Source organism: Actinobacillus capsulatus DSM 19761 (genome assembly GCF_000374285.1).
Taxonomy (GTDB): domain Bacteria; phylum Pseudomonadota; class Gammaproteobacteria; order Enterobacterales; family Pasteurellaceae; genus Actinobacillus; species Actinobacillus capsulatus.
Genome location: NZ_KB893942.1, coordinates 1 through 21,861 on the forward strand (window position 1 = coordinate 1; position 21,861 = coordinate 21,861).

Sequence of the window (21,861 nt, forward strand, 5' to 3'; positions counted from 1 at the left end):
TAGAAGAAAAGTGATTTATGGTAAATTGCGAGTGGATATAGAAGGATATTAAAGCAATTATGTCACTATAAAAATGTGGAAATTATCAAAGCACATGCAATGAAGAACCATATTCATATGCTCGTAAAGATTCCCCCGAAACTGGCAATATCAAGTTTTATGGGATATTTGAAAGGAAAATCTTCGCTGATAATATTCGAAAAGCATGCGAATCTGAAGTAGAAGTATGGAAACCGAAATTTTTGGGCAAAGGGATATTATGTGAGTATGGTAGGCTTAATACAAAAGTAGTTGAGGAATATATTAGGAATCAAGAAAAGGAAGATATGATTTCAGATAGTCTATCGAAGAAAGAATATATAGACCCCTTTAAGGGGTAAGCCATGGTGTTATTTGCAGCTGTCAGTCTTTCACATGCCCCTTGAGGGGCTGTGAAGTCCTAGGTCCTTATAGGGTAGCCTAAAAACCGCCCGTTTTACGGGCGGATTGTTATTAGCTGGTTGAGCTTAATGACTATCTAAATTAATTCGGGATAGGTAAGTAGGGATGGAGTTTCCGAAAATAAAAAAGCAGAGCTGATGACTCTGACTTTTAAAAAGAATGTGCTGAATGATATATGGATAATTATCCTAAGAAAATACCTAAGCTAAACAGTAAGTTAGTGATCAATGCAAGCCCAGCCATTTGTCCTAAAATGGGACGTAGTTCAATCGGGTCTTTATGGCGATAAACAAATAAGCCGTGTTTTGCAAGTAATGGTACGGCAAGCAGGAAGAGGAAGCTATACCAATGCTGAAATTCACTGATTGCAAAAATTAGATAAGAAACGACCGCTAGTACTAATAGCGTAACATGATAAATTCGCCCATTTTGGCTACCGATACGGACAATTAAGGTATTTTTACCCGATTGTTTGTCTTGGTTGATATCACGTAAGTTATTGATATTTAAAACTGCTACTGATAACAGACCGCAGCCGAAAGCTGGGATAAAAATCATCGCTGGAATACTATGCGCTTGTAAGTAGAATGTACCGATTACCGCCACAAATCCAAAGAAAATCAGTACGAATAAATCTCCCAGTCCTAAATAGCCATAGGCTTTTTTGCCGACCGTGTAGGTGATCGCCGCTACAATCGAAATTACCCCCAAGCTGATAAAGACTACTAAGTCTTGGATGGATTGATAAGCATGGACCGTCAAGCTAACACCGGCAATAAATGATAAAAGACTCAGCAGAATCACTGCATTTTTTAATTGCCCTCCGGTGATTGCGCCGTGCTGAATGGCACGTAATGGACCAATACGTTCTTTAGTATCGGATCCCTTAACATGATCGCCATAGTCGTTGGCAAAATTAGACAAGACTTGTAATAAAATGGTGGTAATAAAAGCAAGTAACGTAGTGATTACATCAAAATGCTCTACCCAGTATGCAAGTGCCGATCCTACGATGATGGATGCGAGCGCCAAAGGCAATGTTCTTGGGCGAGCGGTACTAAGCCAAATGGAAAAAGTTGAATGCTGATTCATAAATAGATTTAAATAAGATAGTAAGAACTAAAATGGTTTATATTAATACAAAATACCTATGCAGATTTTGATTTTTAACAGAAAAAGTACAATTTTAATTTTATGACGACTTTACAACCTTTAATACTAAATCCAATTGGAATTATCCATAGCCCTTATGATGAAAAGTTTTCAGTGCCACGCCAGTCGAATTTGGTTCGAGAAGGCAAAGGTATACTGAAACTGTTGCCGCCTTATAATTCGCCTGATGCGATGCGAGGTATTGAGCAATTTAGTCATTTGTGGCTGATTTTCCAATTTCATCAAATCCCTGAGCGAGAATGGCATGCAACGGTACGCCCACCTCGTTTAGGTGGGAATGAACGAGTTGGAGTATTTGCCAGCCGAGCGACACATCGTCCAAATCCAATTGGTTTATCTAAAGTAGCGTTAGAAGGCATTGAGATAAATAATGGAGAAGTGTTATTAAAACTTGGCAGTGTGGATTTGGTTAACGGCACGCCGATTCTAGATATCAAACCTTATATTGCGTATGCCGACAGCGAACCTGATGCGCATTCCGGTTTTGCGCAAGATAAACCGCAAGCTAAATTGGTGGTTGAGTTCTCGGAACAAGCATTACAAGCGGTCAAATTTTGCCAAAATTTTGCAAATTTCGGTATTACACAGCCACTTGATTTTATTCGTAATGTGATTGAGCAAGACCCTCGTCCGGCTTATCAGCAAGGCAAAATCACTGAGCGGATTTATGGCATGAACCTTGCCGGCTATAATATTCGTTGGCAAATCTGTATGCAAAACGCCAATAAAGCTATCGTTCTGAGCATTGAAAATGAACTTAACGAGAAAACGAACCTCTAAGCTAGCACTTTGGGTTGAACTCATAATCATTGAGGAGACAGAATGAAATTACAAAAAATTCTTGCAATTTTACCGCTTGCTTTCACTAGCATGGGCAGTAATGCTGAGGAAAAAGCGATGACGACAAACAATATGCCAACTCAATTTTCTTTTTCTACGGAAGTGAGTCGTACGGTAGAGAAAGACTTAATGCGAGCAACGGTTTATAGCCAGAAAGTAGGCAAGCCATTATCAGAACTCAAATCAACAGTATCAACAAATCTGAATAAAGTGATTGCGGATGCTAAGCCTTATATGGGGATTAAAATTCAGACAGAAGGTGTGAGCAGTTACCCTAATTATAGTCATAAAAATAAAGTAGATGGCTGGGTGGTAGAAGGTCGAGTTCTGTTTGAATCCAAAGATTTTGCAGCGATGGCGAAAGTTCTGGACAATTTAGGCGATGAAGTAGCGATTAGTCATATTTCATTTAGTGTTTCGCCGGAAAAAATGGCGGCGCTGGAAGATGAAATGACCTTAGATATTATCAAACAATTTCAGCATAAGGCGGAAGTGGTACAGAAAGGCTTAAATGCGAAACGTTATACCTTAAGCCAAGTACAATTAGAAACGCCTAATGGTGAAGGTATGCATCAACGTCCGATGATGGCGATAGCAAAAAGCAGTTACGCTGCACAGGAAAGCAGTTTGCCTCTTGAAGCAGGCAGTGAAACGATTTCAGCAAGAGCATCCGGTACGGTGACATTTGAGTAAAATTTATCTTTTTCTAAGAAAATGTGTAATGTTATTAGCATTAGACGTTTTTTAGAATGGCTATTCAATTTAACTTAAATGGATAGCATTGGAAAGTATAGACACATCTGTGTCATTTAATTTCATTTTTAAGGAAAATATAATGAAAAAATATTTCGCCGAGTTTTTCGGTACATTTTGGTTAGTATTTGGCGGCTGCGGTAGTGCGGTGTTAGCAGCGGGTATTCCTGAGTTAGGTATTGGTTATGCGGGGGTATCACTTGCATTTGGTTTAACCGTATTAACCATGGCTTATGCAGTAGGTCATATTTCAGGTGGTCACTTTAACCCGGCAGTTTCTATTGGTTTATTAGTTGGCGGCCGTTTTAATGCAAAAGACTTAGTGCCTTATATTGTTGCACAAGTTGGCGGTGCGATTGCAGCAGCAGCGGTGTTATATACGATTGCTTCTGGCGCAGCAGGCTTTGATGTGACGGCTGGTTTTGCAAGTAACGGTTTTGCAGAACACTCTCCGCACGGTTATTCAATGATGGCGGCACTTGTAATTGAAGTGGTGTTAACCGCATTCTTCTTAATCATCATTATGGGTGCAACAGACAAACGTGCGCCGGCTGGTTTTGCACCGATTGCGATTGGTTTAGGTTTAACATTAATTCACTTAATTTCAATTCCTGTAACCAATACTTCGGTAAACCCGGCTCGTTCAACCGGTGTTGCGTTATTCCAAGGTTCTTGGGCGATTGAACAACTATGGTTATTCTGGGTTGCACCAATTTTAGGGGCAATTATCGGTGCATTAGTATACCGCTTTATTGCTGAAGAAAAATAAACTTTAGTATCGTATAATGATAAATGCAGCGCTATTTCGGTAGCGCTGCATTTTGTATATAAGATATATAGAATAAATATGAAATCGTTATTTAAAATTTTGGTGCTTACTGTAGGTTGTAGTGTATTAAGTGGCTGTTTGGTTACTTCGGTAGTAAGTGGCGTTGTCGGTACTGCTGTTGATGTGGTTGATACGGTTACACCGGATATTACCGATTAAATTTGCAAATTTCGTGCAAAATCAGACCGCTTGTTTTAACGAAGCGGTCATTTTATTTCTATATTTTGGCAAACCTTTGCAAATCTGTGATAAACCGCTACAATGAATCGTATTTTTACCTAAATATATAAAAAGGAATCTTTAATGAAAATCGCAAAAAATGTTGTTCCAAGCATTGCTTATCAAGTTCGTACGCAAGATGGTGTATTAGTTGATGAAGCACCGATAAACCAGCCGTTAGAATATTTACACGGTCATAACAACCTTGTTGAAGGTTTAGAAAAAGCGCTTGAAGGCAAAGCGGTAGGTGATGTTTTTGAAGTTCGCGTTAAACCAGAAGAAGGTTACGGCGAATACAACGAAAATATGGTTCAACGCGTACCAAAAGACGTATTCATGGGTGTTGATGAATTAGAAGTCGGTATGCGTTTTATCGCAGATACGGATTTAGGTCCGTTACCGGTAGTAATTACCGAAGTTGACGGTGATGAAGTTGTGGTTGATGGTAACCATATGTTAGCAGGTCAAGAGTTATTATTCTCTGTTGAAGTGGTTGCAACACGTGAAGCAACATTAGAAGAAATCGCGCACGGTCATATCCATTCTGGTCACGAACACGGCGGTTGCTGTGGCGGTCATGGTGAAGAAGGCGGCTGCGGATGTGGCGGTCATGACCATGAGCACGACCATCACCACGGTCACGGCAGTTGTGGCTGCGGCGGTCACCACTAATTTCGATTGATATCATTATTGGCGCAAGCGGTTATCGCTTGTGCCTTTTTAGTTTTTTCAAATCAACCTGACGTACCTCTCAATACGCCGATAGTTAAAGTATAAAAATATAAAAAATACAGAGCAGTGTTATGAGCAATCCAACAATTCAATCCGGCACCGATTATCTCCGTGCTATCTTAAGTTCCAATATCTACGACCTTGCACAAGTGACGCCACTCCAGAAAATGGAAAAACTTTCCGAGCGTTTAGGCAACCAAATTCTCATCAAACGTGAAGATCGCCAACCGGTACACAGTTTCAAACTGCGCGGCGCTTTTGCGATGATCTCAAATCTTTCAGCCAGCCAAAAAGCGGCAGGTGTAATTACCGCTTCAGCGGGCAATCATGCTCAAGGTGTTGCGCTTTCAGCAAAACATTTAGGGCTTCGTGCGCTTATCGTGATGCCGCAGAATACACCAGCAATTAAAGTGGATGCGGTAAGAGGATTCGGTGGCGAAGCATTATTGTTCGGTGCTAACTTTGATGAAGCGAAAGCGAAAGCATTAGAACTTTCCGAAGAACTCGGTATGACTTTTGTACCGCCTTTTGATCACCCGATGGTGATTGCTGGACAAGGTACAATCGGTATGGAATTAGTACAGCAACGTTCCGATTTAGATTATGTGTTTGTACCGGTCGGCGGTGGCGGTTTAGCGGCAGGTATTGCAGTGTTGATTAAACAGGTCTTACCGAATGTGAAAGTGATTGGTGTTGAATCCAAAGATTCAGCTTGTTTGCAACATGCGTTGAAAGTCGGCCAACCGGATAACTTGGAACGTGTCGGATTATTTGCAGATGGGATTGCGGTAAGACGTATCGGCGATGAAACTTTCCGCTTATGTCAGCAGTATATTGATGAAGTGGTGTTAGTCGATAATGATCAAATTTGTGCGGCAATGAAGGATATTTTTGAAAATGTACGCGCGGTTGCAGAACCTTCCGGTGCGACTTCATTAGCCGGCTTAAAAAAATATGTTAAAGAGCATCAGCTTGAAGGTAAAAACTTAGCTTGCGTGCTTTCCGGTGCGAATTTGAATTTCCATACATTACGTTATGTTTCGGAACGCTGTGAAATTGGTGAGAAACATGAAGCCTTATTAGCGGTAACCATTCCTGAGCAAAAAGGCAGCTTCTTAAAATTCTGTGAAATTTTAGGTAATCAAGCGGTTACCGAATTTAATTACCGCCATGCAGATGATCATCAAGCTTGCATTTTTGTCGGTGTACGTATTACCGGCAGCACAGAAAAGGCTGAGATTATTCGGGATTTACAACAAAACGGTTATGATGTCACTGACCTTTCAGATGATGATATTGCGAAAACGCATATTCGTTATATGGTTGGGGGACGTCCTACTACTGTTGAAAATGAGCAACTTTATAGCTTCGAATTTCCGGAGCAAAAAGGTGCATTATTAAAATTCTTGCAAACCTTAACCGATTGGGATATTTCCTTATTCCATTACCGTGCGCACGGGGCGGATTACGGTGATATTTTGGCTGCTTTTGCATTAAATAGTGAAGACGAAGCCAAATTTAAACAACATTTAGAACAGCTTGGATACCGTTATCAAAATGTGACAGATAGTCCCGCATATCGTTATTTTTTAAAATAAACGGTGGGATGCGAATTATTTGATTAATCTGTTGTCAAAGCCCATGCAATTTTTGGCTTTTTTCTTATTAACTTTTTCTACTCTCTTTCGAGGATTTAAATATGGCAGAACGTAAATATTTTGGTACGGACGGTGTACGTGGCAAAGTAGGTCAATTCCCTATCACTCCGGATTTTGCATTAAAACTAGGCTGGGCAGCAGGTAAAATTCTTGCAACACAAGGTACAAAAAAAGTTTTAATCGGTAAAGATACGCGTATTTCCGGTTATATGTTGGAGTCAGCACTAGAAGCAGGTCTTGCAGCGGCAGGTCTTTCGGCTGCATTTGTGGGTCCAATGCCAACACCGGCGATTGCTTATCTTACTCGTACTTTCCGTGCCGAAGCGGGTATTGTGATTTCGGCATCGCATAACCCATATTACGATAACGGTATTAAGTTTTTCTCGAATGTCGGTGAAAAATTACCGGATGAAGTAGAAGAAGCGATTGAGGCACTGTTAGATCAACCGATGGATTGTGTTGAATCGGCACAATTAGGTCGTGCAGCGCGAATCAATGATGCGGCGGGTCGTTATATCGAATTCTGTAAAGGAACCTTCCCGGCAAATGCAAGCTTGAAAGGCTATAAAATTGTAGTGGACTGTGCGCACGGTGCAACTTACCACATCGCACCTAACGTAATGCGTGAACTGGGTGCGGAAGTAATTGAAATCGGTACTAAACCGGATGGTTTAAATATCAATGAAAAATGTGGTGCAACTGATATTACCGCATTACAAAAAGTTGTCGTTGAATCAGGTGCGGACGTTGGTCTTGCTTATGACGGTGATGGCGACCGCATCATGATGGTTGACCATTTAGGTAATAAAGTAGATGGCGACCAAATCCTATTTATTATTGCCCGTGAAGCATTACGTTCAGGCAAATTGCACGGTGGCGTAGTCGGTACGTTAATGAGTAATATGGGCTTAGAAGTGGCATTAAAACACTTAGCGATTCCATTTACCCGTGCGAATGTTGGCGACCGTTACGTATTAGAACAATTAAAAGAAAAAGGCTGGAAATTAGGTGGCGAAAACTCAGGTCACATTATCGTGTTAGATAAAAACACCACCGGTGATGGTATCATCGCTTCTCTTGAAGTGCTTGCAGCGATGGAAGCGCATAAAATGAGCTTAAATGATCTTGCGCGCGCAGTACCATTATTCCCGCAAGTGTTACTTAACGTTCGTTTTGAAGGCGGCAAAAATCCGTTAGAAAGCGATGCGGTAAAAGCGGTTGCGGCAGAAGTAGAAAAACGTCTAGCAGGCAAAGGACGTATTCTTCTGCGTAAGTCTGGTACAGAGCCATTAATTCGTGTTATGGTGGAATGCGAAGACGGTGTATTAGCACAAAGCTGTGCGGAAGAAATCGTTGAAGCGGTTAAAAATAACTAACTAATGACAAGCGGTCGAATTTTTGCAAAAATTTGCGGAAATTCGACCGCTTTTATTTATGGTAAATCGGTTTGTTACTGATAATATTTCAAGTGTTCATTTTAAAATAAAACTAATATAAAAAAGGATTAATTATGACCCAACAAGAAATGAAAAAAATTGCCGCGCAAGCCGCACTTCAATTTGTAAAGCCGGATACTATCGTGGGTGTCGGTAGCGGTTCTACCGTAAACTGTTTTATTGATGCGTTAGCCTCAATGAAAGATCAAATTAAAGGTGCAGTAGCTGCCTCAAAAGCTTCTGAAGAGCGATTACGTGCGATCGGTATTGAAGTTTTTAACGCCAATGAAGTGGCGGAATTAGACGTGTATATTGACGGCGCGGATGAAATTACTCCTCAAGGTGCAATGATTAAAGGCGGCGGTGCAGCCTTAACCCGTGAGAAAATCGTTAGCTCGCTGGCGAAAAAATTTGTTTGTATCGTGGATAGCTCAAAACAAGTGAACGTATTAGGCTCAACTTTCCCGTTACCGGTAGAAGTGATCCCAATGGCACGTTCTTATGTCGCTCGCCAATTAGTAGCGTTAGGCGGTTCACCAGAATACCGTGAAGGCGTAGTGACCGACAACGGCAATGTCATTTTAGACGTACATAATTTCCATATCCTTGAACCGCTCAAAATGGAACATACCATCAATAATATTGCTGGTGTCGTGACAAACGGAATTTTTGCACAGCGCTATGCAAACGTAACCATTGTCGGTACTCCTGAAGGTGCGAAAATTATTGAGTAAATTCGTAAAACACACGAACTATTTTCTTGATTTGTTATGATGATAACTTCTATCAAATTCGAAAATTTTTCGTGTGTTTCGTTTTATAAAATGGTAAAACAATAAAAAGCAAACACAACAGGAATCTAGTATGACAGTTCAAATTGACAAATCAAAAATTAAATTTCTCTTACTTGAAGGCGTACATCAAAATGCGTTAGACGTATTACAGGCGGCCGGTTATACCAATATTGAATATCATAAAAAAGCGTTAGACGGTGATGACTTAATTAATGCCATTAAAGATGCGCATTTTGTCGGTTTACGTTCTCGCACTTATTTAACTAAAGAAATCTTAGCACACGCTAAGAACCTTGTTTCAATCGGTTGTTTCTGTATCGGTACCAACCAAGTCGATTTAAATGAAGCGAAGCGCTTAGGTATTCCGGTATTTAATGCACCGTTCTCAAATACTCGTTCGGTGGCGGAATTAGTATTAGCCGAAATTATTCTCTTAATGCGCCAAGTGCCAAAAGCGAATGCGGAGGTACATCGTGGCGTATGGAATAAATCGGCAGCCGGTTCAAATGAAGTGCGTGGTAAAAAATTAGGGATTGTAGGTTACGGTCATATCGGTTCGCAATTAAGCGTGATGGCGGAATCTATCGGTATGCAAGTGTATTTCTATGATATTGAAAATAAACTGCCATTAGGTAACGCACAACAAATTACAAACTTAGATGAACTGCTTGCCAGCTGCGATGCGGTTTCATTACATGTACCGGAAAATGCTTCAACCAAAAATTTAATGAATGCGGCTCGTATTGCGCAATTAAAAGAAGATTCGGTGTTGATCAATGCGGCGCGTGGTACGGTGGTTGATATTGACGCTTTAGCAGCACGTTTAGCGCAAGGTACGTTACGTGGGGCAGCGATTGACGTATTCCCAGTAGAGCCGGCTTCAGTTAATGATCCGTTTGAATCACCGCTATGCCAATTCGATAATGTGATTTTGACTCCGCATATTGGCGGTTCAACCGCAGAAGCACAGGCGAATATCGGCACCGAAGTAGCAAACAAATTCGTTAAATATGCGGATAACGGCTCCACCCTTTCAGCGGTTAACTTCCCTGAAGTATCGTTACCGATTCTGCATAATGATGCGAAACGCTTGTTACATATTCACGAAAACCGTCCGGGTATTTTGAATAAGATCAACCAAGTATTCGTAGATGGCAACGTGAATATTGCCGGTCAGTATCTACAAACCGATCCGAATATCGGTTATGTAGTAATTGATGTGGAATTAGACGATGCGAGCAAAGCGCTTGAACGCTTACAGCAAATTGACGGCACAATTAAGGCTCGAGTGATTTCATAACATTTATATCAAATGACAAGCGGTGGAATTTGCAGAAAATTTTGCAAATCCCACCGCTTATTTTTTATCTTTTGATTACTTCAAACATTGACTGAATTCATCAGCAATCGCTTGTAAGAATTGCGGGTAAGCCATTTGGCTTAATTCGATTTTTGCGCCAAGCGGATCTAATTGCCCGACTTTAACTTGTGTACCTTTGCTGAGGCTTTCAATTACTTTTGGCGTAAATTGAGGCTCGGCAAATAAACATTGCGCTTTGTGTTCAGCAATATTTTTCTTAATTACGCTTAACGTTTTCGCACCCGGTGCTACACTTGGGTTAATCGTAAATGAGCCTAATGAGTTTAAACCGTAAGCACGTTCAAAATAACCATAGGCATCGTGGAAAGTATAGTAACCTTTACCTTTCACCGCAGCTAATTGTTGACGAATCTGTTCACTCTTAGCGGTTAAATTTGCTTTAAATGTTGCAAGATTTTCTGCAATTTTCGCTTTGTGTTGTGGTAATTGTGCGCTTAGGCGTTCTGCGATCTGTTCTGCCGCAGCAAGGCTTGCTTCAGGCGAGAACCAAATGTGCCAGTCTTTATCATGGCTGTGACCTTTGTGATCATGGTGATTATGACCTTCATGAGCGTGTTCATGATGCTCATGTTTGTGATCGTGGTGTTCGTATTTATGACCGTGTTCATGTTTATGGTCGTGATTATGTTCATACTTTTCATCGTCATCATGATCATCATGTTTTTCAGTAGCATCGACAATCGCTTTAATTGTCGGCACATCATCTAAACTAAGCACTTTCTCTTTCGGTAATTTATCAATACTTTTTTCTAAAAACGTTTCTAAATCTTCACCCACCCAAACCACAAGTTGCGCAGATTTTAACTGCTCTACATCAGACGGTTTTAAACTGTAATCGTGCGGAGATGCGGTCACAGGCAATAACACCTTGCTCTCTGTAACGCCTTCGGTAATTGCACTTGCGATAAAACCTAACGGTTTTACAGTAGTAAGCACATCGGCATTTGCTACTGCGGCAGTGCCTAATAGAGATAATGCTAATACGGTTTTCTTAAACATAGGATTCTCCTTTGGGGTTAGGGTCTGGCGATTCTATCAAACTTTTACATAATTTCATAATTTTTTTATGGGTATTTTTTATTGATTGTTTTCTATATACTAGCGGTCAGAATTTTTCTGATTTTTTACCAATATGAAATATAAAGACTTACGTGAATTTTTAGCACTATTGGAAAGCCAAGGCGAATTAGTGCGAGTTAAGCAGGAAATCGATCCTTATCTTGAAATCGCGGAAATTTCCGACCGCACGTTGCGTAAGGGCGGGCCGGCGATTTTATTTGAAAACCCGAAAGGCTACCAAATGCCGGTACTGTGTAATTTGTTCGGTACACCGAAACGTGTTGCGTTAGGTATGAGGCAAGAAGATACGCAAGCTTTGCGAGAACTCGGCAAATTATTAGCGTTTTTTAAAGAACCAGAGCCACCGAAAGGTTTTAAAGAGCTGATCGGACAATTACCGCAGTGGAAACAAGTGTTGAATATGCCAAGTAAGGTATTGGGTAAAGCGGATTGTCAACAAGTGGTATTGAGCGGTGATGAGGTTGATCTGTATAAATTACCTATTATGCACTGCCACGAAGGTGATGTTGCGCCGCTCGTTACTTGGGGATTAACTATTACCCAAGGGCCTTATAAAAAACGCCAAAATCTTGGGATTTATCGCCAACAGCTGATCGGCAAAAACAAGCTGATTATGCGTTGGTTATCGCATCGTGGCGGTGCGTTGGATTTTCACGAATGGAAGGAAGCTAATCCGGATAAACCGTTTCCGGTTTCGGTGGCTATTGGCGCTGATCCGGCAACTATTTTAGCAGCGGTCACACCGATTCCCGATACCTTATCGGAATATGCGTTCGCCGGTTTATTACGTGGTCAGAAAACCGAGGTAACTAAGTCAATTAGTAATGATTTAGAAGTGCCGGCAAGTGCGGAAATTGTGTTGGAGGGTTATATTGACCCGAATGAAACGGCATTGGAAGGCCCGTACGGCGATCATACCGGCTATTACAATGAACAAGAGTATTTTCCGGTATTTACTGTTACGCATATCACCATGCGTCGTGATGCGATTTATCACTCGACTTACACCGGTCGTCCGCCGGATGAACCAGCAGTTCTCGGCGAAGCGTTAAACGAAGTATTTATTCCGATTTTGCAAAAGCAATTTCCGGAAATCGTGGACTTCTATCTACCGCCGGAAGGATGTTCTTATCGCCTTGCAGTGGTGACGATTAAAAAACAATACGCCGGGCATGCAAAACGGGTGATGATGGGCGTGTGGTCGTTCCTCCGTCAATTTATGTACACCAAATTTGTGATTGTCTGTGATGACGATGTAAACGCAAGAGATTGGAAAGACGTAATTTGGGCGATTACCACACGTTGTGACCCAAGCCGAGATACCACCTTGATTGATCATACGCCGATTGATTATCTGGATTTCGCTTCGCCGATTGCGGGCTTAGGCTCCAAAATGGGGATTGATGCAACCAATAAATGGCCGGGTGAAACCAGCCGTGAATGGGGGACACCGATTAAAAAAGATCCGAATGTCGTTAAACGTGTTGATGAAATTTGGGATCAATTGGGGCTATAACTTTAAGAAGACTGTGAAAAGTTCGCTGAAAATTACAAGAACAAGCGGTTAAATTTCCTTAAAAATTTACCAAATAAAGACAGCTTATTTCAGCAGCTTTCGCCGTGTTTGATTTTTATTTTCTATTACCATTTATGAAAGGAGAACTTATGTTACTGGTAAATCTTACCTTTATTAGCTTTTTTATTGTTCGTTTGTATAGTTTGAGTATTTCGATTAGAAATGAGAAAACGCTTATCCAAAAAGGTGCTACACAACACGGCAGTAAAAATTCAAAACTATTATCTATTGTGCATGTCCTGTTCTATTTTTCGGCATTATTTGAAGCGAATTATTTTGCCCATCATTGGGATTATTTCAGCACGATCGGCACAATTACCTTATTTTTTGCCTATATTGCGCTCTTTTGGGTAATCAATGAATTAAAAGAAATTTGGACGGTAAAACTCTATATTTTGCCAAATCATAAAATTAACACTTCAACGTTATTCAGAACGATTAAACACCCTAACTATTTCCTAAATATCATTCCGGAATTAATTGGCGTGGTACTACTTTGTCATGCGTGGAACACATTGATGTATTTGTTCCCTGTTTACCTCGTTGTGTTAGGTATTCGCATTTATCAAGAAGAAAAAGTGATGAAGCCATTATTTGAGCAAGTTAAATAAGTACCAAATAACAAGCGGCTAAATTCGCAAAATTTTCTGCAAATTTAACCGCTTGCTTGCATGGGGTTAATTATTCATTTTCAGCTTGGATATGATCTGGAGCTAAATCGTAGCCGTCTTTCGGTTTACGTTGATATTCCGGATTGAGTAACTGATTAATTTCGTACCAAGGAACAGTCAAGCTAATTTCACCTTCAGCGAATGGGCCTAACGCATACGGCGGATAAATAAATTTCACCCCGTCATCAGTAAATAAGAAATTTTCTGAAATGTAAAAGTCTTGTTTCGGGGTAAAGGTGCTGTATTTGCCGTTTGCATCCGGTTCGTTACGCTGTTCGTAATGGTCCCACAAAATCGCAGATAGCTCCACTTGTTTTGCCGGTGAAAGTAAGTCATCCAGTAAAATGATACGTTTTTTATTTACATCGACATTAAAGTATTTAGTGTGGTAATTATTATGCGCACCGCCGCTATATTCGTCATAGTTTTGGAAAAAGGTCACGATATTATGGCGTTGTCCTAAATAAATGGTTTCGGCAGTGCGAGAAATGCCGAGTGTCATTCCTTCTTTTAAAGTTTCTAAACTTTCCTGATAATCTTTTTCTAATACCGTTTTCAACTGATTTAACTCATCGCCGGTTATCGCATTACGATCTATTTTACTGTCGGCATCCGCTGGAATAGGCTGATAGCTGATTAAAATCTGTTTCGCCAATAAGTTATCTAGCCAGTCGAAGCTGGTTTTGGCGAGACTGATGAAATAATATTGTTCTGCGGAAAGAATCGCTTGTTCTTGATTAGCTTGCGGTTTGAATTTTATGCGCTCCGCCTTAGAAAAAAATGGATAAATTTCAACATTGAGCGCCGGAAAAATAGCTAATGAGGAATCGTTTTTTCCCGCAATTGATTGCTGTAAAGTGGTCAATTCTTGCTGAGATTTTGCAAGTTTTTCATTTAATTGAGAAATTTTTTGTTCGGCTTGTTGTAATTGTGCAGTGGCAGCATCGGTATTTTGTTCATCACAAGCTGAAACAAGCATGCTCATCACAACTACTATTGCTAATAATGATTTTCTCATTAAATTCTCCTTTAAAATAAGATTAAATTCCATACAAAAATAGCAAAAATTTAACAAATTGCAATATTTTCTAAATAAACGAGCTACTCAAACTAGCGATATTTGCCTTGCCTATTAAGCCCTTAAAATGCAATAATAATACGCTTTTTCTTGTCATAAAAATTGCACGGCAATCTTAGTAAAAATGACGCAAAAGCACTGCTTGCTAAGCTGCAAGTCGAAAAGCTAAGTGATTGATTCTGCGGTTAATTCGAGACAAGAAGAATGAAACGTAAGACAAAATCAGCACAAATTGAGCCACTTAATTAAAACCTACTTTTTGACAGTCGGGAGACTGCCCGAAATCCAATAAGAATACAGAGGTATTTCACGTAATATAAGAAGGATTTAATTCGGCGTATTAATGCTTAATAAAGTATGTTTAATTGTAACGGCAATTAAAAACAAAAAACAAATAATGAGAAAACACAATGAAAAGAATGTTAATCAATGCAACTCAAAAAGAAGAGTTGCGCGTTGCACTCGTTGACGGGCAACGTTTATTCGATTTAGATATCGAAAGCCCGGGACACGAACAAAAAAAATCAAATATCTACAAAGGGAAAATTACCCGTGTTGAACCAAGCCTTGAGGCTGCATTCGTTGATTATGGTGCAGAGCGTCACGGTTTCCTTCCTTTAAAAGAAATCTCTCGTGAATACTTCCCTGCGGATTACGTATTCAGCGGTCGCCCGAATATCAAAGATATCATCAAAGAAGGGCAAGAAGTTATTGTTCAAGTAAGTAAAGAAGAGCGCGGCAATAAAGGCGCAGCACTGACTACTGTTATCTCGCTTGCCGGTAGCTATTTAGTATTAATGCCAAATAATCCGCGTGCAGGCGGTATCTCTCGCCGTATTGAAGGTGATGAACGCTTAGAATTAAAAGAAGCGTTAGACTGCTTAGACGTACCGGAAGATGTAGGTTTAATAGTGCGTACCGCCGGTGTAGGCAAATCACCGGAAGAGCTTCAATGGGATTTAAAAGTACTGTTACATCACTGGGAAGCGATCAAAAAAGCGGCGGAATCTCGTCCAGCACCATTCCTTATCCATCAAGAAAGTGACGTGATTGTTCGTGCGATCCGTGATTATCTCCGTCGCGATATCGGCGAAATCTTAATTGATAACAAAAAAATCTTCGAAAAAGCGAAAAACCACATTCGCTTAGTGCGTCCTGATTTCATCAATCGAGTGCGTTTATATGAAGGTGAAGTACCGTTATTCAGCCATTATCAAATCGAATCACAAATCGAATCGGCATTCCAACGTGAAGTGCGTTTGCCGTCCGGCGGTTCAATCGTTATTGACGTAACTGAAGCATTAACGGCGATTGATATTAACTCATCACGTTCAACTCGTGGTGGCGATATCGAAGAAACCGCACTAAATACCAACTTAGAAGCGGCGGATGAAATTGCACGTCAATTACGTTTACGTGACTTAGGTGGTTTGATTGTAATTGACTTTATCGATATGACTCCGGTGCGTCACCAACGTGAAGTGGAAAACCGTATCCGTGAAGCGACACGCCAAGACCGCGCGCGTATTCAATTCAGTCGTATTTCACGTTTCGGTTTATTAGAAATGAGCCGTCAGCGTTTAAGTCCGTCACTAAGTGAAGCATCAAGCCACGTATGTCCCCGCTGTCAAGGTACGGGTAAAGTGCGTGATAACGAATCTATCGCACTTTCGATTTTACGTTTATTAGAAGAAGAGGCGATCAAAGAAAATACTGCACAAGTTCATACTATCGTGCCGGTGCAAATTGCGTCTTACTTACTCAATGAAAAACGGAAAGCGATCTCAAGTATCGAAAAACGCCATGATGTACAGGTGGTTGTAGTACCGACAGAGAGTATGGAAACACCGCATTTCAGCGTATATCGTTTACGCGAAAACGAAGTATTAACAACACTTAGCTATGATTTAGCGAAGCACTATCATGCTCGTGAAGAAGATACTCAACCAAATACACATACAGTTCCGGAAGAAGCGTTGGTGGCACGTAATGAATCAGTGATTACCGTAGAATCTGTGTTGCAAAGTTCTGAGTTAAATCTTCAACCTGCACCGATACCGGCAGCACCGGCAAAGCCTTCACTACTTAGCTGCTTAATTGCGAAAGTGAAGAGCTTGTTTGCAGCGGAAGAAAAAGTTGAAGAAAAACCGAAGCCGAAAGCTCGTAACCAACGTGAGCGTCGTAACCGTCGTGAGCGTCCAAGCCGTGCAGAACGCCAAGAACGTAAACAGCAAGACGAACAGAAAGCGCAACGTCAGGAACGTAATCAAGAACGTGTCGAATTGAAAAAAGCGCGCAGTCAAGTAATTGAAGAGGTTGCAGGTATTCAAGAATCACAAACGGAACAAACACAGAGTCTGCAACGTGAAAACCAAGCAGCAGAACGTCGTCAACGTCGTGACTTACGTAAGAAAGTGCGTGTTGAAGCAAATGACAGCAACGATGCTAATGAAGCAAACCAAGCAGCAAATCTAAGTGTTGCTAAAGTGGCTTCTGAAAAAGTGGCGGTAGAACCTAAAGTTCATCCTTTAGTAAGCCCAGAAGTGATTCCAGCAATAGAGGAGAGTAAACCGTTAGATGAAAGCGTGAAAACATCAGTGCAAGACAGCGTAGAGAAAGTGATTGCGGAAGAACGTGTTGAACAGCGTGAAAGTAATCGTCAACGTCGTTTACCTCGCCATTTACGTGTGGGTAATCAGCGTCGCCGTGAAAATAATCGCCGTGAACATTCTGTCGTTGCGGCAATGCCTTTAGCAGCGGCGGTTGCCTCTCCGGAAATGGCAAGCAGTAAGATTTGGGTGAAATTTAGCAATCAAGCATCAGTAGCTACTAGGGTAGCACCAAAAGCCGAAGAGAAACCGCGCTTCTTATCTGTAGATGAAATGTTAGAGCAGCAACGAGAACTGGAAGTTGCACCAACAGATCTAACCGTTGAGAAAAGCGTTAACTCTGCAGCACCTTTTGGCGCCTTTGTGACTCAACACTCTGATCGTGATTTAGTGAAAGAAAATAAAGAACGTGTACAGCATATTGTGTCTGATGAGCCGAAAGAAGATGCTCAATTAGTTGAAAAAGCAATGGCAAAACACGTTGCACCACTCGGTGGCTTTGTTTCTCAACATACTGATCGTGATTTAGTAAAAGAGAAGAATGAGCGTGTACAGAAACACCAAGCACAAGCAACGTCTGCGCCGGCGCTTGAAAATGTAAGCATGGAAGAGATTGTGGTTCCGGTATCAAGCTATGAAAGTAGCTATAGTTTCTCTGGTAATTTAGGTACATTCTCTCGTGTACAACATACTAAAGTGGCAATGACGGTGGCATCAGCACAGGCAGAAATGCCTGCTGAAGCAAATATAACGGAGTGGACGCAATCAAAATATTACTTCCATGGTAAAGGTTTTGGTGGTCATTCTAGTGCGGTAAGTCATGTACATTCAGCACCACGTATTGCAGGTGCAGAGGCGGAATAACCGTTATTTCATCGTTTTCAAAAAGCCAATTATTTAGTTGATTGGCTTTTTTTTGTGCAATAAAGCTGTTATAGTTGCAACTTCTGAGAATAAGCTCAGTCTAAAAATTCCGAATGCGCTTGATTTAATAAGCCGCATACTCTCTTTTTACATAAGGAAAATCAAATGAAAAAATCTCTTTTAGCATTAGTATTAGGTGCAGCGTTTACATTAAGCGCTTGTGATCAAGCAAACCAAGCGAAAGACGTTGCAGCGGCAAAAGTTGAAGAAGCGAAAGTAGCAACTCAAGAAGCTGCACAAATAGTAGTAGATAAAGCGGCTGAAGTGAAAGATGTAGCATCTGCTAAAGCTGAAGAAGTAAAATCAGCAACTCAGGAAGCGGTACAAGCAGTAGCAGACAAAGCGGTTGAAGTGAAAGATGCGGCGGCAGCTAAAGTTGAAGAAGCAAAAGCAGTGACTCAAGAAGCGGCACAAGCAGTATCGGATAAAGCAGCGGAAATGAAAGATGCAGCAGCAAGTAAAGTGGCTGAAGTAAAAGGCGCAGCAGTAGCGGAAGCAGAAGAAGCAAAAGCAGCAGCTCAAGATGCTACACAAGAAGTAGCGGATAAAGCAGCTGCAATGAAAGATGCAGCGGCAACTAAAGTTGAAGCCGCAGCTAAAGCTGTAAAAGAAAAAGCAACTGAAGTAAAAGAAGCAGTTGAAGCTAAATAATTCTTGCTAAGGTATCTCCAAACCAAAGCAAAAAAGCCCGCAAATTGCGGGCTTTTCTTTTAGGTATCGATAGCTAGTGCTACTGAATACCGATAAAAAAGCGGTCAAATTTGACCGCTTTTCTACTATTTATCTCGATTAAAGATTTTCAATCGCTTGATATTGCTGCTGCAATTTCGCGAGTCCGCTTTGGTACTCTTGCATTTTTTCACGTTCTTTGGCGATCACTGCCTCTGGGGCTTTGGCAACAAAGGCTTCATTGCTGAGTTTGTTTTCAATGCGAGCCACTTCGCCATTGAGTTTTTCGATCTCTTTGGTTAAGCGCGCTAGCTCTGCCTCTTTGTTGATAAAGCCTGCCATTGGGATCAAGATCTCGCCATTTGCCACCAATTTCGCCACCGATAGCGGTGCGTTTTCGCCATTTTCAAGCACTTTTACGCTATCCAATTTCGCCATTGATTTGAGCAAGACTTCGTTCGCATTCAAAATCGCGACTTCTTCCGCAGAGAAATTGCGTGCCACTAAATCCAAGCCTTTGCTTGGGGCGATGTTGCTTTCGGCACGAATGTTACGCACCGCCACAATCACTTCTTTGAGGAAGTTGATTTGATTTTCTGCCACTTCATCAATCGCAAGCGGGTCGAATTGCGGGAATTTTTGCAACATAATGGTATCCGCCTCAATGCCAACAAAGCCTTTCACTTTTTGCCAGATTTCTTCGGTGATGAACGGCATTACTGGGTGAATTAAACGCAGTAATTTCTCCAACACATTCAACAAGGTGCGACTTGCCCCACGGCGTTGGGCATCCGTGCCTTTGAAGAAGATCGGTTTGGTGAGTTCTAAATACCAGTCGCAGAATTGATCCCAAGTAAATTCATAGATCGCATTGGCCATTAAGTCGAAACGGTATTGCGAAAGTGCGGTGCGGAAGGTTTCCACCGTGCGGTTGAATTGGCTTTCGATCCAACGATCCGCTAATGAAAATTCGACTTCGCCCTCGCTCAGATCCAATTTTTCGTTGGTAAGCACAAAACGGCTCGCATTCCAGAGCTTGTTGCAGAAATTGCGGTAGCCCTCTAAGCGTTTCATATCCCAGTTGATGTCGCGGCCGTTGCTCGCTAAGGCGGCCAAGGTGAAACGCAAGGCGTCCGTGCCGTGAGCCGCAATCCCTTCTGGGAACTGCTTAGCAGTTGATTTGGCGATTTTTTCCGCGAGTTGCGGTTGCATCATATTGCCCGTGCGTTTTTCGAGCAGATCATCAAGGCTAATGCCGTCAATCATATCGATTGGGTCAAGCACGTTCCCTTTCGATTTCGACATTTTTTGACCCTGTTCATCACGGATCAAGCCCGTGACATACACGGTTTTGAACGGCACTTGCGGTTTGCCGTTTTCGTCTTTGACGAAGTGCATTGTGAACATAATCATTCGGGCGACCCAGAAGAAAATGATGTCAAAGCCCGTGATGAGCACGTCCGTTGGGTGGAACATTTTGAGTTCTTTGGTCTGCGCTGGCCAGCCGAGGGTTGAGAACGTCCACAAGCCCGATGAGAACCAAGTGTCTAGCACGTCTTCGTCTTGTACAAGCGGTAGGTTTTCCGCCAAATTATACTTCTGACGTACTTCTTCTTCCGAGCGAGCCACATACACATTGCCCGCCTCGTCATACCACGCTGGAATACGGTGTCCCCACCAGAGTTGGCGAGAAATACACCAGTCTTGAATATCTCTCATCCAAGAGAAATAGAGGTTTTCATACTGTTTTGGCACGAATTGGATTTCGCCGTCTTCCACCGCTTTCACCGCCACTTCGGCAAGCGGTTTGACGCTCACATACCATTGGTCGGTGAGCATTGGCTCAATCGGCACGCCACCACGGTCGCCGTAAGGCACTTTTAAATCGTGCGGTTTGATTTCGTCTAATAAGCCCAACGCCTCGAAATCTGCCATCACTTTTTTGCGTGCCACGAAACGCTCTAAGCCTTGATAATCGGCTGGAATTTTCGCCTCGTAAGTTGCGAGCGGTTTGCCATCCGTGCCGATTACTTCCGCCTCAGCACGAATATCGGCATTGAGGGTCATCACATTGACCATTGGTAGGCTATGGCGTTTACCGACTTCATAGTCGTTGAAATCGTGGGCTGGGGTGATTTTTACCACGCCCGTACCAAATTTACGATCGACATAATCGTCCGCCACAATCGGGATTTCACGGTTGGCAAGCGGTAGGATCACGGTTTTGCCAATCAAATCTTGATAACGCTCATCTTCGGGGTGAACCGCCACCGCCGTATCGCCCAGCACGGTTTCAGGACGCGTGGTCGCCACCACCAAATAATCTTTGCCGTCTGCCGTTTTCGCGCCATTGGCAAGCGGATAGCGGAAATGCCAAAGCGAGCCTTTGCTCTCTTTGTTTTCCACTTCCAGATCGGAAATAGCGGTGTGCAGTTTTGGATCCCAGTTTACAAGGCGTTTACCACGATAAATCAAGCCCTCTTCGTGCAGGCGAACGAATACCTCTTTCACTGCGTTCGATAAGCCCTCGTCCATTGTAAAACGCTCACGATCCCAGTCGATTGAGTTCCCTAAACGACGCATTTGCTGGCTGATTGTACCGCCTGAATAGGCTTTCCAATCCCAGATTTTGTTGATAAACGCCTCGCGCCCATAATCGTGGCGAGTTTTGCCCTCTTCGGTGGCAATTTTACGCTCCACCACCATTTGGGTTGCGATCCCTGCGTGGTCTGTCCCCGCTTGCCAGAGGGTATTATTGCCCTCCATACGGTTGAAACGGATCAGCGTATCCATCAAGGTTTGCTGGAATGCGTGCCCCATATGCAAACTCCCCGTCACATTTGGCGGAGGAATCGCAATACAGTAACTCGGCACGTCAGGATTCTCAGACGGCTTAAAATAGCCCTGTTCTTCCCAGTGTTTATAAAGTGCTTGTTCTACCGCAGACGCCTCAAAGCGATCTGCCATTTGGAGGTTTTGGGTCATTGTTTTACTCTTA

General features: G+C 42.0%; 17 protein-coding genes and 1 pseudogene. 14 read left to right on the top strand and 4 right to left on the bottom strand.

Annotated features, from left to right (window positions below; all coding sequences use genetic code 11):
* Positions 1-380: pseudogene (gene tnpA / locus C228_RS13575) on the top strand (IS200/IS605 family transposase); the annotation flags it as partial.
* Positions 381-624: 244 nt separating this feature from the next.
* On the opposite strand, the gene C228_RS0109110 reads toward tnpA, so the two are convergent.
* Positions 625-1,533 carry a 1,4-dihydroxy-2-naphthoate polyprenyltransferase gene (locus C228_RS0109110; protein WP_026313265.1) on the bottom strand — a complete coding sequence of 303 codons (909 nt, stop codon included), beginning with the start codon at positions 1,531-1,533 and terminating at the stop codon, positions 625-627.
* Positions 1,534-1,635: 102 nt separating this feature from the next.
* Between C228_RS0109110 and tsaA the strand changes: the two genes are divergently transcribed.
* The 9 genes from tsaA to serA all read left to right on the top strand — a co-directional run bounded on the left by tsaA (position 1,636) and on the right by serA (position 10,175).
* Positions 1,636-2,394: a tRNA (N6-threonylcarbamoyladenosine(37)-N6)-methyltransferase TrmO gene (gene tsaA, locus C228_RS0109115; protein ID WP_018652320.1), complete on the top strand. Its 759-nt coding sequence runs from the start codon at positions 1,636-1,638 to the stop codon at positions 2,392-2,394.
* Between the two features lie 42 nt (positions 2,395-2,436).
* Complete coding sequence (locus C228_RS0109120) at positions 2,437-3,147, top strand: SIMPL domain-containing protein (RefSeq protein WP_018652321.1); 711 nt, start codon at positions 2,437-2,439, stop codon at positions 3,145-3,147.
* Between the two features lie 142 nt (positions 3,148-3,289).
* Positions 3,290-3,976 carry an aquaporin Z gene (gene aqpZ, locus C228_RS0109125; RefSeq protein WP_018652322.1) on the top strand — a complete coding sequence of 229 codons (687 nt, stop codon included), beginning with the start codon at positions 3,290-3,292 and terminating at the stop codon, positions 3,974-3,976.
* Between the two features lie 78 nt (positions 3,977-4,054).
* Entirely contained in the window at positions 4,055-4,195 is a 141-nt protein-coding gene (locus tag C228_RS14480; RefSeq protein WP_018652323.1) for a hypothetical protein, read from the top strand.
* A gap of 144 nt (positions 4,196-4,339) precedes the next feature.
* Positions 4,340-4,927: a peptidylprolyl isomerase gene (gene slyD, locus C228_RS0109135; RefSeq protein WP_018652324.1), complete on the top strand. Its 588-nt coding sequence runs from the start codon at positions 4,340-4,342 to the stop codon at positions 4,925-4,927.
* Between the two features lie 131 nt (positions 4,928-5,058).
* Entirely contained in the window at positions 5,059-6,585 is a 1,527-nt protein-coding gene (gene ilvA, locus C228_RS0109140) for a threonine ammonia-lyase, biosynthetic (protein ID WP_018652325.1), read from the top strand.
* Between the two features lie 101 nt (positions 6,586-6,686).
* A complete protein-coding gene (gene glmM, locus C228_RS0109145; RefSeq protein ID WP_018652326.1) occupies positions 6,687-8,021 on the top strand; it encodes a phosphoglucosamine mutase in 1,335 nt (444 codons plus the stop codon).
* 134 nt (positions 8,022-8,155) lie between these two features.
* The gene (rpiA, locus tag C228_RS0109150) at positions 8,156-8,815 is read left to right on the top strand and encodes a ribose-5-phosphate isomerase RpiA (protein ID WP_018652327.1); all 660 of its coding nucleotides are present in this window, start codon (positions 8,156-8,158) and stop codon (positions 8,813-8,815) included.
* A gap of 130 nt (positions 8,816-8,945) precedes the next feature.
* Positions 8,946-10,175 carry a phosphoglycerate dehydrogenase gene (gene serA, locus C228_RS0109155; RefSeq protein ID WP_018652328.1) on the top strand — a complete coding sequence of 410 codons (1,230 nt, stop codon included), beginning with the start codon at positions 8,946-8,948 and terminating at the stop codon, positions 10,173-10,175.
* 75 nt (positions 10,176-10,250) lie between these two features.
* On the opposite strand, the gene znuA is transcribed toward serA, so the two are convergent.
* Positions 10,251-11,255 (bottom strand): zinc ABC transporter substrate-binding protein ZnuA, encoded by a 1,005-nt coding sequence (znuA, locus tag C228_RS0109160; protein WP_018652329.1) that lies wholly within the window; start codon positions 11,253-11,255, stop codon positions 10,251-10,253.
* A gap of 133 nt (positions 11,256-11,388) precedes the next feature.
* On the opposite strand from znuA, the gene ubiD reads away from it, so the two are divergent.
* Entirely contained in the window at positions 11,389-12,852 is a 1,464-nt protein-coding gene (gene ubiD, locus C228_RS0109165) for a 4-hydroxy-3-polyprenylbenzoate decarboxylase (protein ID WP_018652330.1), read from the top strand.
* A 149-nt stretch (positions 12,853-13,001) separates the two neighbouring features.
* Entirely contained in the window at positions 13,002-13,523 is a 522-nt protein-coding gene (locus C228_RS0109170) for an isoprenylcysteine carboxyl methyltransferase family protein (RefSeq protein ID WP_018652331.1), read from the top strand.
* Positions 13,524-13,593: 70 nt separating this feature from the next.
* Here the strand turns inward: C228_RS0109170 and C228_RS0109175 are convergent, their stop codons facing one another.
* Positions 13,594-14,601 carry an RsiV family protein gene (locus tag C228_RS0109175; RefSeq protein ID WP_018652332.1) on the bottom strand — a complete coding sequence of 336 codons (1,008 nt, stop codon included), beginning with the start codon at positions 14,599-14,601 and terminating at the stop codon, positions 13,594-13,596.
* A gap of 470 nt (positions 14,602-15,071) precedes the next feature.
* Between C228_RS0109175 and rne the strand changes: the two genes are divergently transcribed.
* Together rne and C228_RS0109185 are read left to right on the top strand one after the other, a co-directional pair.
* A complete protein-coding gene (gene rne / locus C228_RS0109180) occupies positions 15,072-18,134 on the top strand; it encodes a ribonuclease E (RefSeq protein ID WP_018652333.1) in 3,063 nt (1,020 codons plus the stop codon).
* A 165-nt stretch (positions 18,135-18,299) separates the two neighbouring features.
* On the top strand, positions 18,300-18,845 hold the full coding sequence (locus tag C228_RS0109185; protein WP_018652334.1) for a histone H1 family protein: 546 nt from the start codon (positions 18,300-18,302) through the stop codon (positions 18,843-18,845).
* A 138-nt stretch (positions 18,846-18,983) separates the two neighbouring features.
* Here the strand turns inward: C228_RS0109185 and C228_RS0109190 are convergent, their stop codons facing one another.
* Positions 18,984-21,848, bottom strand: a complete 2,865-nt coding sequence (locus C228_RS0109190; RefSeq protein WP_018652335.1) for a valine--tRNA ligase — start codon at positions 21,846-21,848, stop codon at positions 18,984-18,986.
* Positions 21,849-21,861 lie beyond the last annotated feature (13 nt).

Excerpts from the sequence above, each read along its gene's own strand:
- glmM (WP_018652326.1), top strand. The coding sequence starts at position 6,687 with ATGGCAGAACGTAAATATTTTGGTACGGACGGTGTACGTGGCAAAGTA.
- C228_RS14480 (WP_018652323.1), top strand. The coding sequence starts at position 4,055 with ATGAAATCGTTATTTAAAATTTTGGTGCTTACTGTAGGTTGTAGTGTA.
- serA (WP_018652328.1), top strand. The coding sequence starts at position 8,946 with ATGACAGTTCAAATTGACAAATCAAAAATTAAATTTCTCTTACTTGAA.
- znuA (WP_018652329.1), bottom strand. The coding sequence starts at position 11,255 with ATGTTTAAGAAAACCGTATTAGCATTATCTCTATTAGGCACTGCCGCA.
- ilvA (WP_018652325.1), top strand. The coding sequence starts at position 5,059 with ATGAGCAATCCAACAATTCAATCCGGCACCGATTATCTCCGTGCTATC.
- aqpZ (WP_018652322.1), top strand. The coding sequence starts at position 3,290 with ATGAAAAAATATTTCGCCGAGTTTTTCGGTACATTTTGGTTAGTATTT.
- C228_RS0109190 (WP_018652335.1), bottom strand. The coding sequence starts at position 21,848 with ATGACCCAAAACCTCCAAATGGCAGATCGCTTTGAGGCGTCTGCGGTA.
- C228_RS0109185 (WP_018652334.1), top strand. The coding sequence starts at position 18,300 with ATGAAAAAATCTCTTTTAGCATTAGTATTAGGTGCAGCGTTTACATTA.
- C228_RS0109120 (WP_018652321.1), top strand. The coding sequence starts at position 2,437 with ATGAAATTACAAAAAATTCTTGCAATTTTACCGCTTGCTTTCACTAGC.
- C228_RS0109110 (WP_026313265.1), bottom strand. The coding sequence starts at position 1,533 with ATGAATCAGCATTCAACTTTTTCCATTTGGCTTAGTACCGCTCGCCCA.
- ubiD (WP_018652330.1), top strand. The coding sequence starts at position 11,389 with ATGAAATATAAAGACTTACGTGAATTTTTAGCACTATTGGAAAGCCAA.
- rne (WP_018652333.1), top strand. The coding sequence starts at position 15,072 with ATGAAAAGAATGTTAATCAATGCAACTCAAAAAGAAGAGTTGCGCGTT.
- tsaA (WP_018652320.1), top strand. The coding sequence starts at position 1,636 with ATGACGACTTTACAACCTTTAATACTAAATCCAATTGGAATTATCCAT.
- C228_RS0109175 (WP_018652332.1), bottom strand. The coding sequence starts at position 14,601 with ATGAGAAAATCATTATTAGCAATAGTAGTTGTGATGAGCATGCTTGTT.
- slyD (WP_018652324.1), top strand. The coding sequence starts at position 4,340 with ATGAAAATCGCAAAAAATGTTGTTCCAAGCATTGCTTATCAAGTTCGT.
- rpiA (WP_018652327.1), top strand. The coding sequence starts at position 8,156 with ATGACCCAACAAGAAATGAAAAAAATTGCCGCGCAAGCCGCACTTCAA.
- C228_RS0109170 (WP_018652331.1), top strand. The coding sequence starts at position 13,002 with ATGTTACTGGTAAATCTTACCTTTATTAGCTTTTTTATTGTTCGTTTG.